Source organism: Amycolatopsis sp. NPDC047767, from assembly GCF_040704195.1.
Taxonomy (GTDB): domain Bacteria; phylum Actinomycetota; class Actinomycetes; order Mycobacteriales; family Pseudonocardiaceae; genus Amycolatopsis.
On the sequence record NZ_JBEYSJ010000005.1, the window covers coordinates 1 to 14,980 of the forward strand.

Annotated in this window: 15 protein-coding genes; 6 read left to right on the top strand and 9 right to left on the bottom strand. The window is 71.0% G+C overall.

The genetic code is table 11. The features are described 5' to 3' along the window. Window positions 1–96 precede the first annotated feature (96 nt). The 6 genes from AB0878_RS11025 to AB0878_RS11050 all read right to left on the bottom strand — a co-directional run bounded on the left by AB0878_RS11025 (window position 97) and on the right by AB0878_RS11050 (window position 6,343). On the bottom strand, window positions 97–513 hold the full coding sequence (locus tag AB0878_RS11025; RefSeq protein ID WP_366578731.1) for a VOC family protein: 417 nt from the start codon (window positions 511–513) through the stop codon (window positions 97–99). A 67-nt stretch (window positions 514–580) separates the two neighbouring features. After that, a complete protein-coding gene (locus tag AB0878_RS11030) occupies window positions 581–997 on the bottom strand; it encodes a hypothetical protein (protein ID WP_366578733.1) in 417 nt (138 codons plus the stop codon). Continuing rightward, the gene (locus AB0878_RS11035) at window positions 997–1,815 is read right to left on the bottom strand and encodes a heavy metal-binding domain-containing protein (RefSeq protein ID WP_366578735.1); all 819 of its coding nucleotides are present in this window, start codon (window positions 1,813–1,815) and stop codon (window positions 997–999) included. The genes AB0878_RS11030 and AB0878_RS11035 overlap by 1 nt, the downstream gene beginning before the upstream one ends. A gap of 10 nt (window positions 1,816–1,825) precedes the next feature. Further along, complete coding sequence (locus AB0878_RS11040) at window positions 1,826–2,626, bottom strand: heavy metal-binding domain-containing protein (protein ID WP_366578737.1); 801 nt, start codon at window positions 2,624–2,626, stop codon at window positions 1,826–1,828. A gap of 100 nt (window positions 2,627–2,726) precedes the next feature. After that, entirely contained in the window at window positions 2,727–3,965 is a 1,239-nt protein-coding gene (locus AB0878_RS11045; protein ID WP_366578739.1) for a GGDEF domain-containing protein, read from the bottom strand. Window positions 3,966–5,104: 1,139 nt separating this feature from the next. Then, window positions 5,105–6,343 (bottom strand): MFS transporter, encoded by a 1,239-nt coding sequence (locus tag AB0878_RS11050; protein WP_366578741.1) that lies wholly within the window; start codon window positions 6,341–6,343, stop codon window positions 5,105–5,107. A 133-nt stretch (window positions 6,344–6,476) separates the two neighbouring features. On the opposite strand from AB0878_RS11050, the gene AB0878_RS11055 reads away from it, so the two are divergent. Then, window positions 6,477–7,964, top strand: a complete 1,488-nt coding sequence (locus AB0878_RS11055; RefSeq protein WP_366578743.1) for a serine/threonine-protein kinase — start codon at window positions 6,477–6,479, stop codon at window positions 7,962–7,964. 4 nt (window positions 7,965–7,968) lie between these two features. Here AB0878_RS11055 and AB0878_RS11060 read toward each other — a convergent pair whose 3' ends face one another. Both AB0878_RS11060 and AB0878_RS11065 read right to left on the bottom strand, forming a co-directional pair. Next, on the bottom strand, window positions 7,969–8,610 hold the full coding sequence (locus AB0878_RS11060; RefSeq protein ID WP_366578745.1) for an HAD family hydrolase: 642 nt from the start codon (window positions 8,608–8,610) through the stop codon (window positions 7,969–7,971). Window positions 8,611–8,692: 82 nt separating this feature from the next. Further along, window positions 8,693–9,613, bottom strand: a complete 921-nt coding sequence (locus AB0878_RS11065; protein ID WP_366578747.1) for an SDR family NAD(P)-dependent oxidoreductase — start codon at window positions 9,611–9,613, stop codon at window positions 8,693–8,695. A 126-nt stretch (window positions 9,614–9,739) separates the two neighbouring features. Here AB0878_RS11065 and AB0878_RS11070 point away from each other — a divergent pair, with 126 nt between their 5' ends. From AB0878_RS11070 to AB0878_RS11090, 5 genes are all read left to right on the top strand, one after another. Then, window positions 9,740–10,300 (top strand): helix-turn-helix domain-containing protein, encoded by a 561-nt coding sequence (locus AB0878_RS11070; RefSeq protein WP_366578749.1) that lies wholly within the window; start codon window positions 9,740–9,742, stop codon window positions 10,298–10,300. A 53-nt stretch (window positions 10,301–10,353) separates the two neighbouring features. Beyond that, entirely contained in the window at window positions 10,354–11,040 is a 687-nt protein-coding gene (locus AB0878_RS11075; RefSeq protein WP_366578751.1) for a HEAT repeat domain-containing protein, read from the top strand. Further along, window positions 11,027–12,022, top strand: a complete 996-nt coding sequence (locus AB0878_RS11080) for a MerR family transcriptional regulator (RefSeq protein ID WP_366578753.1) — start codon at window positions 11,027–11,029, stop codon at window positions 12,020–12,022. The genes AB0878_RS11075 and AB0878_RS11080 overlap by 14 nt, the downstream gene beginning before the upstream one ends. 149 nt (window positions 12,023–12,171) lie before the next feature. Next, entirely contained in the window at window positions 12,172–13,368 is a 1,197-nt protein-coding gene (gene dinB, locus AB0878_RS11085; protein ID WP_366578755.1) for a DNA polymerase IV, read from the top strand. 174 nt (window positions 13,369–13,542) lie between these two features. After that, the gene (locus AB0878_RS11090; protein ID WP_366578758.1) at window positions 13,543–14,397 is read left to right on the top strand and encodes a hypothetical protein; all 855 of its coding nucleotides are present in this window, start codon (window positions 13,543–13,545) and stop codon (window positions 14,395–14,397) included. A 214-nt stretch (window positions 14,398–14,611) separates the two neighbouring features. Here AB0878_RS11090 and AB0878_RS11095 read toward each other — a convergent pair whose 3' ends face one another. Further along, entirely contained in the window at window positions 14,612–14,980 is a 369-nt protein-coding gene (locus AB0878_RS11095; RefSeq protein WP_366578760.1) for a VOC family protein, read from the bottom strand.

Here is a 14,980-nt window from a genome sequence, read left to right on the forward strand (position 1 = left end):
TCCTCAACAGCTCCACTTCACAACCGGAGGCCTTCGCCTGTCTGCACGACAGGCCGACCTCACCTCAACCGAGAACAACGTCCCCGGACATCACAACTAGCTCTTGCCGCGCGCCGAGATCTGCTGCACGGCCCAGGCGTTGCCGTCTGGGTCGGAGAAATGGAAGAAGCCGATGTTGTCGAGGTCCTCGGGCCCGCCCGTGGCCGGGTCGGGCCCGAGGAGCTGGATCTCGCTGACGTCGACGCCGCCCGCGAGCAGCGTCTCGCGGGCGCGCGGCAGATCGGCGACCACGAGCTGCAGGCCCTTGAGCGAGCCGGGCGGCATCGGTGGCACCACACCCTCGCCGACGACGATCGAGCACCCGGAGCCCTGGGGAGTCAGCTGCGCGACGCGGGCGCCGGGCCCCACCACGGTGTCGTGGTCGAGGTGGAACCCGCACTGCTCGGCGTAGAACGCCTTGGCGCGGTCCACATCGGACACGGGAACGATGACGACCTCGAGTGTCCAGTCCATCCCCGATGTCTAACCGGGCAAACCAGGCGGGTCAAGGTCGGGCGGTTCAACCACGCCGGCCAGAAAGTCAGCTGCCGAGGAACCGCGACAACGCTTCCCGCGCCTTCGCGTCCCGCGAAGCCAGCGCCTGCAGCTCCTCGGCGAGCACCGTCACCCATTCCTCGACGTCGGTGTCCCGGCGGCTGATCACGACCCCGCGCACCACCTGGCGAATCTCACCCGTGACCCCGCCGGATCGCCCGGCTGTGAGCACGAGCAGCTGGTGCGGCGTCGACACGCGCACCTCCACCGGCTGCCCGAGGCGCCCGGCCACGCGGTCGGCGAAGCTGCGCCGCCGGTCGATCTCGACCATGCCCGGGGGGAGGGCGTCGCCGAGGGTCTCGGACAGCACGCGCGTGTAGGACTCGACGTCGGCGCGATCGGCGCGCAGCGCGGCCACCAGGAGGTGGAACTCGCCGGCCGGGCCGAGCTCTGACCCGGCCATCAGTCGGTGAGGGGCAGCACGAGCTGCGGCTTGGTGATGCGGTGGTCGGGGCGCAGTGGCTTCACGGCGGTGCCGATGGCGAAGAACTCCGTCGTGTGCCCGCCCCATCGATGCGGCAGTGACAGCAACTGCACCCCCACGATGCCTTCGGCGTGCAGCTGCTCGGCCTCGGCCTGCATGCGTGACATCGCGAGCTCACGGGCGTCGTAGAGGGCCTCGGTGTACTGCGGGATCTCCACGTTCTGCCCGATGTTGCTCATCGCCTGGCGGAACCGCTGGTGCGCGATGTGGTAGACGCAGGTGCCCATCACCATGCCCAGCGGTGCGTACCCGGCCTGCACCAGCGTCCAGAAGTCCTGGCCGGACAGATCGGACGTGAACGGCTTGCCGGTGTTGTTGCGCCACTGGCCGGGTTCGTCGGCCTTCACCGCGGTGCCGACGGCGATGAACTCCGCCAGGTCGCTGCCGAACTCCTTGAACTCGATCTCCAGGCGCACGGCCACGATCCCGTCGGCGCCCAGCAGGTCGGCCTCGGTCTCCATGCGCGTCATCGCGAGCTCGCGCGCGTGGTACATCGCGGCCGACAGCCGATCCATCTCCTGGTTCTTGCTCCAGCGCCCCATCTGGAACCCGACGTGGTAGATGCTCGACCCGAGCACCAGGCCCAGCGGGCGGAAGCCGGCCTCGCGCACGAGCAGGAACTCGTTCACGCTCAGGTCGGACGTGAACAGGCTCGTCGCCTGGCCCGGCCGCATCTCGGCGAGCCGGCGCATCGCATCCTCGGGGATGTGCTGCGCGGCGGGGTCCGTGGTCGTCACAGGGCCTCCTTCAAACTCGGTTCAGCGGCAGGATGGTGAGCGCGGACGTAGGCGCGGCGCTGCCGCTGTGGAAACGCGCGATGGCGGTGCCGAACACGCTCGCCACCCCGGCCACGGCCACCTCGCCCAGCTGCCACGTGTCGAGCGACATCCGCGAGACGATCGCCCCGTCGGCGCCGGTGGTCTGCACGGTCTTGCGGAACTGGCTGCGCGCGTCGGCCCGCACCTCGGTGACGAGCCGGGTGTGGGCGTCGACCTCGACGTTCCCGGCCCACATCGTGGTCTGGTACTGCATGTTGTAGTCGAACGTGGTGTGCGCGGAGATGCCGATCGCGACGGCCGCGGGCACCCAGCCGGCCTGCATCAGCTTGCCGACATCCTGGCCCGGCAGCTCGGTGGTGAAGACGCGGCCCGGCCGTTGCGACGTCTTGGCGCGCACCGCGGAGCCGAGGGCCACGAACTCCTGCATGGTCTCGTCGAGCCGCGTGACGGACGTGGTGATGCCGAGGACGCCGTCCGCACCGATCGTCTCGGCCTCCAGCCGCAGCCGGTCCAGCGCGATGCGGTAGCCCTGCCGCAGCGCGTCGGCGTAGATGGCGGCCTGCTGGTTCGGCGTGATGCCGAAGCCGGAGGTCCAGCCGAGGCGCTCCACGACGCACCCCATGACCTCCCCCACGGGGGTGAATCCGGCGAATTCCGAGCCGACCGCGCCGGGGACGCTCAGCAGTGAGGTGCGCAGGCCGGACGAAGCGAACCGGTCGACGCGAGCCCGCGCGACCGGCGGCAGTCCACGGCCATCCCAGTCGGGCACTCGGACCTCCTCGCGGGCCTCGGCGCGGCCCTCAGCGTCCATCGTGGCACGCGGGGGTGGCTAAGTCGGAACGAGAAGGCGGGGTTGTCCGGAACGTCCTTCAGTGTGTGGCGAGCTCCACGCGGTTGCGGCCCGCCTGCTTCGCCCGGTAAAGGGCGGTGTCGGTGGCGACCAGCACGTCGTCGACGCCCGTGAGGTGCTCGGCCGGGTAGAGCGCGCAGCCGATCGACACGGTGAGGTCGCTGATGACCGTGTCGCGCTCGGGCAAGGGCACGACGACCTTCGGAATGCGCCGGCGGATGCGGTCGGCGAGCTGCCCGAGTTGCTCCATCGTCGGGACGTTGGGCAGCACGATCGCGAACTCCTCGCCACCCCAGCGGCCGCAGATGTCCTGGTCGCGCACCTCGCTGCGCAGCGCGATGGCGATCTCGCGCAGCACGACGTCGCCCGTCGGGTGGCCGTAGGTGTCGTTGATGGCCTTGAAGTGGTCGAGGTCGAGCAGCAGCACGCCGACGGTGCCGTTGCCCGTGCGGGCGCGCTCGAGGTACTGCTCAGCCAGCGTGCGCCACCAGCGCTTGGTGGCCAGGCCCGTGGTCACGTCGGTGCGCGCGTCGCGCTGGAACTGCGCGAGCAACAGGCCGCGGTGCAGCGCCACCAGCGCCACGACCACGCCGGTGAGCACCAGCGGGTTGGCCAGCAGGAGCAGCGCGGCGGTGACCAGGCCGAGGCCGATCGCGCCGGCCTCCAGCAGCTGGTCGCCGAAGCCGGAGAACAGGTCCGACAGCGTCCGCGGCGGGCTGGAGAGCGCGATGGCGACCATCACCAGCGCCGTGTTGATGGCCCAGCGCAGGGCGGCCGCGAAGATGACGACGACCAGGTCGGTGAGGCCGGGGAGGAACCCCGCGGCCGGCACGCCGGGGTAGTGGTGCATGCCCAGCGCGAGCACGGCGACCGCCGCCTGGGTGCCGCACAGCACCGACGCGGCGGAGAAGATCCAGCGGTGGGGGAGCACCGGCCGTTCCCGCGGCCAGACACGCCACCACGCCACCGCGTACGTGAACACGACCATCGCCGTCGCGAGCACGGCCGGCAGCGCCACCACGGCCGCGATGCTCCACACGGCCTTGGTGTCGACGTACGCGACCGTGGGCGCGCGGTTGTACTCGCGCTGGCGCTCGATGTGGCGCGTGGCCTCGATGGCGGCGGCCGCGCACACGGCCAGCACGCCGAAGCGAATCAAGTCCTGCTGGTGCACCGGCACCAGCCACGCGGTGCTCACCGACGCCAGGATCGCCAGGAAGTTGACGAGGAGCACATAAGTGCGGACGTGCGAGGGCAACCGCCAAAGGCGCCAGCCCGTGAACCATCCGGCAGACCGGTTTGCTCGTCCGCGCACTCTTCACCTCACCCGGTTGGCTTCTACCGTAAACGACGGGGCGCGCCGTGTGCCGCCCGTGGTCCGGACTATGGGACCTGGCCGGGGAATTTCGCCCGGACAGCCCAGCGCCCGGCCCGCGCAGAGGGGAGGTGACCACTGAGCGTAGTGGTGGCCCGCCGGGATTCCTTGGCGTACCTGGGAATCCGCGGTCTCCGGCCACTGAAGCCACTGACGTGCGACAACCACGATCGGTGACCGGCGAGCTCCGCGAACCCGCCGGTCGGTGCGGCCCTGGCGAGGAGGTGACGACGGTGTGCGACAACAACTGGGCGGCTTCGGCTTGAGTGGTCTGGACCGTTGAGCTCGACCTGAGGTCGAGGGTTGCAAGCGTTTCGGTGCGATCTGTGGGAGGAGGTGTCCACGGTGCAGGACAACAACTGGTGAGTGTCCGAACTGTTGGCGAACCGCGATGCGGAAAGGAGGTCCGGCGGTGCGGGACAACAACTGGTGACGGCCGAAGTCCGCTGAACAGCCGAGGCGAAAGGGGGTAGAGCCGTGCGTGACAACAACTGGTGACCGGCGAATGGGGCGAAGCACTGGCGGGGAAGGAGGTTTCGACGATGCGTGACAACAACTGGACCCGCTGAGGTCCGCGGTTCTGAGGTCAGACCAACGAACACGACGAGCGGAGAGGAGACGCCGGTGCGCGACAACAACTGGACCCGCTGAGGCAAGTGGTCAACGTCCGTGACGAGTGGAAGGGAGAAGCCCGTGCGCGACAACAACTGGACTCGCTGAACCAAGCCGGTCACCCCGACGAGCCCGAGAGGAGACGCCCGTGCGTGACAACAACTGGACCCGCTGACCCCCCGCCCGACGACAGCAATGGCCCCGACCGACCGAGAGGAGCGCCAGGTGCGCGACAACAACTGGACCTGCTGACCCGAAGCCCGCGAACACCCGACGAGGGGGTGAAAGGCATGCGTGACAACAACTGGACGTGAGTCCTGCCCGCGAGAGAGCCCGACTGTGCACGAGAACCACGAGCACCACGAGAACCACGAGGAGGTGGGCCGGTCACCGGACGTGAGCCGTGTGGTTCAGGACGCGGCAGGTGGCGTGGCCTCGTCGAGGGGACTTCGACGAGGCCACGCCGCGCGCAGCCAGGCCGCGGCGGCGAGGGCGGCGACGGTCGCGCCGGCGACGGCCGCGACGGCCACCACGGTCGTGGGCGCGAGCACCTGGGTGAGCGCGCCGGCGGCCGCGATCGCGACGCCCTGCGACGCCCGCAGGGCCGCGATCGCGACGCCGATCACCTGGCCGCGCTGTTCGGGCGGGGCGGCGAGGCTGTACTGCACCTGAGTGATCAAGTCGTGCGCGGAGAACATCCCGGACAACGTCCACAAAACCACCAGCACGACGAGCCCGGGCGTCCAGCCCGTCGGCAGCAGCACCAGGCTGGTCGCCACGGCGAGCGGCCCGAGCAGCCGCGCCTGGCGTGCGCGTGGCACCCGGCTGAGCAGCACCGCGCCGAGCAGCGAACCGACGGGGTTGGCGATGAGCAGCCACGCCAGCACCGCCGTACCGCCGAGCTGCGCGGAGATCGGCACGGCCAGGCCTTCGGGCACCACGTAGAACCCGCTGCAGCACGCGATCGCCAGCAACGACCGCAACCGCCGGTCCCGCCCGACCAGCCGGCAGCCCGCGACGAGCGAAGCCCACTGGGAAGGCGCCGGACCCCGCTCGACGACGTTCACCGGGTGCGGCCGCAGGCCCCACCGCAGCGCGAGTGCCGACACGGCGAAGGTCACCGCGTCCACGGCCAGCGCGCCCGTCACGCCGAGCCACGCGACCACCGCCGCGCCCGCGCCGAAGCCGATCACGAGCGCCGCCTGGTACGTCGAGGACAACATCGCCTGGCCGACGGGCAACCGGTCGGGGCCGAGGATGTCCGGCAGCACGGCCTGCCGCGCGGACTGGAACGGCCCGGCCGCCAGCTGCACCACCACCAGCAGCGCCGCCGCGACCGGCCACGGCAGCCCCGGGATCGCCATCACGGCCACGAGCACGGCCCGCAGCACGTCGGCCACCACGAGCACCGTGCGGCGCGGGAACCGGTCGGCCAGCCCGCCGAGCGCGCCGCCGAGGAGATCGGGCAGGTAAGTCAGCGCGTACGTGAGCGCCGCCCAGCCCGCGGATTCGGTACGGTCGAACACGAGGACCGTGAGCGCGACCCGAGCCAGTTGATCACCGGCGACCGACAGCACGTGCGCGAGCCACAGGGCCCGGAATTCGGTCACGCCGAACACGTTTCGGAATGTCGGGGCGCCGGCGCTCATATGATCAGAGTGTCCCGGTTCGGCCACGCGGAGCAACCCCCGCACCCTCCGGTGGGTCGTAGGGACACCCGGGCGAGCGCCGTGAAAAACTTGGCGATCGCCGTCCGTGAACGTCGCACTGAGGGGTTTTTCGTTGACCGAGGAGAGCCGGCAGATCGCCGGTCGCTACCAGCTCGTCGAGCTCATCGGCAGCGGCGCCATGGGCATGGTCTGGCGCGGCGAGGACAAGATCCTCGGCCGCGTCGTCGCGGTGAAAGAACTCCTCATGCCGATGAACCAGGGCGAGGAGAAAGTCGCCGAGGCGAAGAACCGCGCCATGCGCGAGGCCCGCATCGCCGCGCGCCTGCAGCACCCCAACGCCATCTCCGTGTTCAACGTGGTCGAGTACGAAGACCGCCCGTGGCTGATCATGGAGTACCTGCCTTCGCGCAGCCTCTCGGCAAAGCTGCACGACGACGGCCCGCTGACCGTCGAAGAGGTCATCCCCATCGCCGTGCAGCTGGCCGGTGTGCTGGCCGCCGCGCACCGCGCCGGCATCGTGCACCGCGACGTCAAGCCCGGCAACGTGCTCCTCGGCGAAGACGGCACCGTCAAGGTCACCGACTTCGGTATCTCCCGCGCGGTCGGCGACGTCACGCTGACGGCCACGGGCGAAATCTCCGGTACGCCCGCGTTTCTCGCGCCCGAGGTCGCCCGCGGCGAGGAAGCGATGTTCGCCTCCGACGTCTTCGCCCTCGGCGCCACGCTCTACATGGCGGTGGAGGGCGCGCCGCCGTTCGGCACGGCGGACAACGCGATCGCGTTGCTGTACCGCGTGTCCAGCGGTTCGATCAACCCACCGAAGCAGGCGGGGAAGCTGGAGCCGTTGCTGCTGAAGCTGCTGGAGCTCAAGCCCGAGGACCGGCCGTCGATGGCCGAGGTGCTCACCGAGCTGCGGGAGCTCGACGGCGGGGTCACGCCCGTCGCGTCGGTGCCGATCCCGCTGACGGTGCCCGCGCCGCTCCCGGCCGCTCCGGCTCCGGCCGCCGCCCCGACGACTCCCGCCCCGGCACCTGTCGACCGAAGACGGCGCTCGATGGTCCTCGCCGGCGTCGGCGCCGTGCTCGTGGTGCTCGTCGTCGTGGCGATCGTGCTGGTGAACCGCAACAACGGCACGACCCCGACGGCCGGTGGCGCGTCTCCGGTGGTCAACTCGTCGTCCGCGAACGCCCCGGCGCCGCCGCCGTCGACCACGAACCCGCCGACGACACCGCCGCCTCCGAGCACCCCGTCGGCGCCCAGCAGCCCGCCGTCGTCACCCACCAGCAGTTCGGTCAGCTCGCCGCAGGACATGGAAGCGGCGCTGACGCGCTACTTCTCGCTCATCCCGGGCGACCTGCAACAGGGCTTCGGCCTGCTCACGGACAACTTCAAGGCGAGCAAGCACCAGACTTTCGCCACGTACCAGAACTTCTGGGACGACTACAAGTCCGCGCGCGCGAGCAACGTGAAGTCGATCGGCACTGACATGCTCAGCGCCGACATCACCTACGTGTCCGCCGGTGGGGCCAGTCAGACCAACCACCACACGTACCACATGGTCAACGACAACGGCGTCTGGAAGATCGACTCCGAAAGCTGAGTCCTCACTCCAGCAGCAGTTCGATGGCCCCGGCAACGTCGGTGACGACGTGGTCCGGGGCCTTTTCGTCCCCGCTCCACGCGCGCCCCCGGTCGACCCACACCGTGTGCAGCCCCGCGGCCCGGCCGCCGGCGACGTCGGTCTCCTCGCCGTCGCCGACCATCCAGCCGTCGCGCAACGGCGCCTCGCAGCGTTCCGCCGCGATCTCGAACAGCCGCCCGTCCGGCTTGGCGACGCCTTCGTGCTCCGAGATCGCCCACCCGTCCACGAGCCCCGCGACCCCCGTGCACAGCAGGGTGGCGAGCTGCTGTTCGGCGTTGCCGTTGGTCACCACGCCGATCCGCCAGCCCGCCGCGCGCAACCGCGGCAGGCCAGTCAGCACGCCCGGCGCGGCGGGGATCAGCGCCGGGTGCCGCTGCCGGTACGACTCGAGCAGCTCCGCGGCGGTGTCGCGCAGGGCGAACCGGTCGCGCACGGCTTTGAAGAAGACGTCGCGCGGGGCGAGGCCGTCTTCGTCGGCGGAAGCGAGCCACGTGGCGTCGCCGGGCGTCAGGCGGTGTTCCGCGCAGAACTCCCAAGCCCAGCGCCGGAACCCCTCCGCCCGGTCGACGAGGGTGTTGTCGAGGTCGAACAGCACGAGCCGCACCGAATGACCCTAAGCAGACACCGCGGGCACCCGCACGCTGATCCGGCCCGAACGACCCGAGCGGCGCAGGTCGACCGTCGGGTCAGCGCGCGAGCAGCTCCAGCGAGACCTCCCACAGCAGCGTCGCCGCTTCCGGGTCGACCGCGTGGGCCGCGACGCCGTCGCGGGACGGCGGGACGTGGGGCTCGGCTTCGTTGTTGTCCTCGAAGTAGCGGCCGCCGACGCCGGCCAGCAGGGGAGACGCGGCGAGCAGCACCGAGGTCGACGCGCCCTGCTCGGTGGTCTTCCACGGGTAGGTCTTGGCGATCTCGTTGAACTCGGCGTCGTCGGCCTGGTGGCGCTGCAGGTTGGTGCGGATGCCGCCCGGCATGAGGGCGTTGGCGGTGATGCCGTCGGCGGCCCAGCGCCGGGTGGCCTCGACGGCGAAGAGGACGTTCGCGGACTTCGACTGGCCGTAGGCCGACCACGGGTCGTACTCGCGGCGTTCGAAGTGGATGTCGTCGAAAACGACGCCCGAGCGCAGGTGGGCGCTGGAGCTCACGGCCACGATGCGCGCGTCGCCGGCTCGGGCGAGGGCGTCGTGCAGGCCGAGCGCGAGGCCGAAGTGGCCGAGGTGGTTGGTGGCGAACTGGTGCTCCCAGCCTTCCGGCGTGCGGTTGAGCGGCTCGGCCATCACGCCGGCGTTGTTCACGAGGATGTGCAGCGGGCCCTGCCAGTCGCTCGCGAGCTTGGCGACGGAGTCGCGGTCGGCCAGTTCGAGGTGCTTGACGTCGACGGCGGCGTTGCCCGTGGCCGCCGTGATCGCCTCGGCGGTGCGGTGGCCGGCCTCGGTGTTGCGGACGGCCAGCGTGACCTCGGCCCCGGCCTGCGCGAGCGCGCGGGCCGTCTCGACGCCGATGCCGGACGCGCCCCCGGTGACGATCGCGCGGCGGCCGGTGAGGTCGACGCCCGCGCTGACGTCGGCGGCGGTGGACTCCCTGGTGAACGGGGTGGTGATGCGCATGGCGTTCCTGTTCCGGACTCGATACGGAGGAACCTCCGGTTGAGTCCGACATTAACCGGAGGATCCTCCGTTCGCAAGTATGCTTGAGTTGACGAGACGGAAGGGGTGAGAGGTGACGAAGCCACTGTGACCAAACCACTACGCGCGGACGCGCGGCGCAACCGCGACCTCCTGCTCGCGTCCGCGGTGCGGCAGTTCTCCGAGAAGGGCCTCGACGCCACGCTCGACGCGATCGCCAAGGACGCCGGCGTCGGCATCGGCACGCTGTACCGCCACTTCCCAACGCGTGAGGCCCTGATCGAGGCCGCGTACCGCAACGAGCTGGATCAGCTGTGCGACGCCGGCCCCGCGCTGCTGCAGGAGCTGCCGCCCTTCGAAGCGCTGCGCACGTGGATGGACCGCTTCGTGGACTACATGACCACGAAGATCGGCATGTCCGACGCCCTGCGCGCCGTGATCGCCTCCGGCGGCAACCCGTACGCCCACAGCCGCGACCGCCTGAACTCCACCATCGAGCAGCTGGTCGTCCCGCTGATCGCCGCCGGCACCCTTCGCGGCGACGTCCTCGTGGACGACGTCCTCATCGGCCTCAGCGGCATCGCACTGGCGGCCGGCGAGCCGGCGCAACGCGAGCAAGCCGGGCGGCTGCTCGACCTGCTGCTGGACGGCCTGCGCTTCCGCGGCTGAACCTCTGCGCTTGACCTTGACATCGTGACAAGGTCTTCACTGGGTCGCAGGAGGTGGTTCCGATCAACACGCCACACAAGAACCCACACCTGCGCGAAGCACTCGGCGCGGGAAATTCGTCGACGCGGCTGCAGGCGGCGCTGGCGGCCGGCACGGACGCCGACCCCTCGCTGCTCGAGCCGCTCGTGGCGCGGTGCGCGGTGGAGCCCGACTTCTTCGTGCGCGACATGCTCACCTGGGCGTTGACGCGGCTGCCGGCGGAGCTGACCGTGCCCCGGCTCGTCGTGGAGCTGCGGTCCGGGCGCGCCCAGGCGCGCAGCCAGGCGTTGCACACACTGTCCAAGATCGGCGACGCGAGTGTCTGGCCCGAGATCACGCGGTCGTTGCTGCGCGACGCCGACGACGAGGTCGCGCGGAGTGCCTGGCGGGCGGCCGTCGTGCTCGTGCCCGAGGCGGAGAAGCTCGCGCTGGCCGAGGAGCTGGCGGCGCAGCTCGGCCGCGGGGACCGGCACGTGAAGCTGAGCCTGAGCCGGGCGCTGGTGGCGCTCGGGGACGGGATCGAACCGACGCTGCGGAAGGCGCTGGTGAGTGCCGACCCCGTGGTCCGTGCGCACGCCCGCGCCACGGAACGGCTGCTGCGTGACCCCGAGGCGGCGTTCGACCCGGCCGTCGACGAGGCCAAGCGGATGGCCGCGCTCGGGCCGGAACGGGCGGCGGAGGTGGCCGGTGCTGATCGGTGAGGTGGCGCGCCGCTCGGGGGTGAGTGCCCGGATGCTCCGGCACTACGACACCCTCGGGCTGGTGCGCCCCACCGGCCGCACCGTCGGCGGCTACCGCGAGTACTCCGCCGAGGACATCCGGCGGATCTTCCACGTGGAAAGCCTGCGGTCGCTGGGGTTGTCGCTGCGCGAGATCGGCCGCGCGCTGGAGGATCCGGCGTTCGCACCGTCCACTTTGGTCGGTGAGCTGATCCGGCGGACCGAAGACCGGCTGAAGCGCGAGCAGGAGCTGCTGGAGCGGCTGCGCCGGGTCGACGCGTCGGCGCCGCCGGGCTGGCAGGACGTGCTGCGCCTGGTGGAGCTGCTGCACGGGCTCGACTCGCCGGACGCCGCGCGCCGGCAGCAGGCCGCGCTGGCCCCGGTCGAGGAGGTGCCGGCGGAGCTGCTGGCCGAGGCGGTGCTCGCCGAACCCGACCAGAACGTCGCGGGCGCCCTGCGGTGGGCCCTCGCCCGCGCGGGCGGCGACGGCCTGGCAAGCCTGGCGGCGGGCCTGCGCTCCGCCGACGTCGACGTCCGGCGGCGCGCGGTCCGGGCCATCGCTTCGCTGCCGGGGGAGGACGCGTCGGCGGCGCTGCTCGGCGCGCTCGACGACCTGGACCCGACGGTCCGGACTCGGGCGGCTCTGGCGTCGGGCGGCCGTGGTTTTCCCGCGGCCGTGCCCACGCTCGTCGCGATGGTGGTGGACGGGCCGAACGACGTCGAAGCGGCCGAAGTCCTGGGCGCGCTGTCGCTGGACGCCTCCTGCGCCGGCCCGATCAAGGCCGCCCTGGCCGACGAGCTCGCCGCCCACACCTCGGACTCGGCCGTACGGATCCGCGTGACGCAGGCCCTCGCCGAACTGCCGGCAGCCGACGACCTGCTGCAGCAGCTGACCCAGGACGACGACCCGGCCGTCGCTCTCGTGGCCTCGGCTCTCACGCGAACGCAGCGGCCCGACGGCTGAGCACGCCGCTCAACAACTCGCCGGCAGGCACGCTCGCCCGGATCCTCAACCGGTGGAAGAGGTGAGAGGCTGCCGGGCACGCCCGACACCGCCTACTGCGCCATTCGGGTGACAAGGGGGCCGGTTTTGTCGGTGATCGATGCGAACATATGTTCGTGTCGACCGAAGGCCCCATCCTCCACGCCGACCTGGACGCGTTCTACGCGTCGGTCGAGCAGCGCGATGATCCGCGCCTGCGCGGCCGGCCCGTGATCGTCGGGGGCGGGGTGGTGCTGGCGGCGAGTTACGAGGCGAAGAAGCTGGGCGTGCGGACCGCCATGGGTGGTGCGCAGGCTCTGCGGCTGTGCCCGCACGCGGTGGTGGTGCCGCCGCGGATGGCGGCGTACAGCGCGGCGAGCAAGGCCGTGTTCGAGGTCTTCCGGGACACCACGCCGGTCGTGGAGGGGCTGTCGATCGACGAGGCGTTCCTGGACGTGGGCGGGCTGCGGCGCATCGCGGGCAGCCCGTCGGAGATCGCGCGGCGGCTGCGGGCCGAGGTGCTCGCGCGCGTCGGCCTGCCGATCACGGTGGGGGTGGCGCGCACGAAGTTCCTCGCGAAGGTGGCCAGCGCGGTGGCGAAGCCGGACGGGTTGCTGGTCGTGCCGCCCGAGGGGGAGCTGGAGTTCCTGCACCCGTTGCCGGTGGAGCGGCTGTGGGGCGTGGGGAAGGTGACGTCGGAAAAGCTGCGCTCACGCGGGATCCGCACCGTGCGGCAGGTGGCGGAGCTGCCGGAGGTGGACCTGGTGTCGATGCTCGGCCGGGGAGCCGGGCACCACCTCCACGCGCTGTCGCGTGGTCTGGACCCACGTCCGGTGCAGGTCGGCCGGCGCCGCCGGTCCATGGGGTCGCAGCGCGCGCTGGGGCGTCGGCGGCGGTCGATGGCGGAGCTGGACGAGCTGCTCGTGTCCATTGTGGACCGGCTGGCGCGGCGGCTGCGGTCGGCGTCGCGGCTCACGCGGACGGTGGTGCTGCGCATGCGGTTCGCCGACTTCACGCGGGCCACGCGGTCGCGCACGCTGGTCGAGGCCACCGACCACACCGAGACGTTGCTGGCCGCGGCGCGGAAGTTGTTGGTGGAGGCCCAATCGATGGTCTACGACCGCGGGCTCACACTGCTGGGGATCTCGTTCTCGAACCTGACACCGCACGGGTCGGTGCAGCTGGTGCTGCCGTTCGAGATCGAGGACGGGGTGGCCGTCGACTCGGCCGTCGACGGGATCCGCGACCGGTTCGGCAGCGCGGCGATCACGCGCGGGTCGTTGCTCGGACACGACCCCGGGATGTCGGTGCCGCTGCTGCCGGACTGATCTCCACCGGGATTTGCCGGCATCAGGTGAAAAACTCACTGTGGATCAGCGGCGGGTGCGCTGAATGGCCCTGTAACGAACGAAGGGCTTCGGGCGACGGAGGGGCAGCTACGTTTTCCCGAGTCTTCCCGAAAATGCCAGAGCGGTACCCCTCGGACGAAATAGTGAGAAAGCATGGACAAGCAAAGACGCCGGCGCGGTATCACCATTCTCTCGGTGGTGGCGGCCTCCGCCGCGGTGCTGTTCGTGGCGCCCGGTGCGGCGCTCGCCGCCCCGCCCAGCAGCGCGATCGACGTGAGCCCCACGAGCCTGCAGCGCGGTGAGACCTTCACGGTCACCGAGACGCTGTACAACCCGCAGGACTTCACCGTCACCGGCGCCAAGGCCGCGCTGTACGGCAAGGAGACGCCGATCACCGACGTCGTCGACGTGGTGTCCTGCGACGTCCCGTGCGGCGTGCTCGGCAGCAGCCTCCGCGCGACCGTCGGCGACCTCGCGCCGAGCCAGAGCGCCACGGTCACCTTCACCCTCAAGGTCAAGGACACCGCCCCGACCGGCTCGGTCACCCTGCAGGACCAGTTCGTGGGCGACAACTTCGCCTTCGAAACCCTCGACGGCCCGGCCATCACCATCACCCCGGCCACCGACTCCGCCGACGTCGCCGTGTCGCTGACCGCCGCTCCCACGGGCGTCCTCAGCTCGGAGATCACCTACACGATCACCGCGAAGAACAGCGGCCCCGCCACCGCCACGGGCGTCAAGCTCCAGGCCACGCTGCCCAGCGGCCTGCAGTACTCGAAGTCCTCCAGCTGCTCGGCTTCCGGCCGCACGGTCACCTGCAACGTCGCGTCCCTCGCCTCGGGCTCCTCGGCCAAGGCGAGCTTCACGGCCCGCGCCGGCCTCCTGACCATCGGCACGCTCACCACCACGGCCCAGCGCCAGGCGAGCTCCCCGACGGACCCCAACCCGGCCAACGACAAGGCGTCGCGCTCCTGCCACGCCGTCACCAGCCTGCTCATCAGCTGCTGACCTCTCTCCGCGAAACCGGCCCGGCACCCTTCCCCCTGGGGTGCCGGGCCGCTTCACGTCACGCGGGTTAATGCGCCGGTGGACTTTTTTCCGCACTCACCCAATCGGGTCGACAAGACATTTTCGACGCGGTCTGTCCACCCTGCCGGGATAACAATTCATCTCCGGCCCTATTTCGCTCGTCACACGTGCCCGAATGAGTTCTTTCCGCGGTTCAGGCGCGGTCGTGGAGAGTGACCTGGTAGCCGTCGGGATCGGCGAAGGTGAAGGTCCGGCCGAAGGGACCGTCGATCGGCGCGGAGACGATGGTGTGGCCGTCGGCGACGAGCGCATCGTGAATGGCCTGGACGTCAGTGGCGTGCAGCCAGATCGCGGCACCGATACCCGGCTGGGCGACGGACGCGAGATCGGTGCCGGGAACGACGTCGCGGAGCGCGAACGCGATCGGCTTCGTCTCGAAGACGACGGCGTGCGGAGGTCCGGCCGGCGAGCGGACGAGGCCGAGGTACTGCTCGTAGAACGCCTGCGACGCGTTGAGGTCGCGCGCTTGGAGTGAGATGAAGTCGGGGCCGGTGACGGGCAT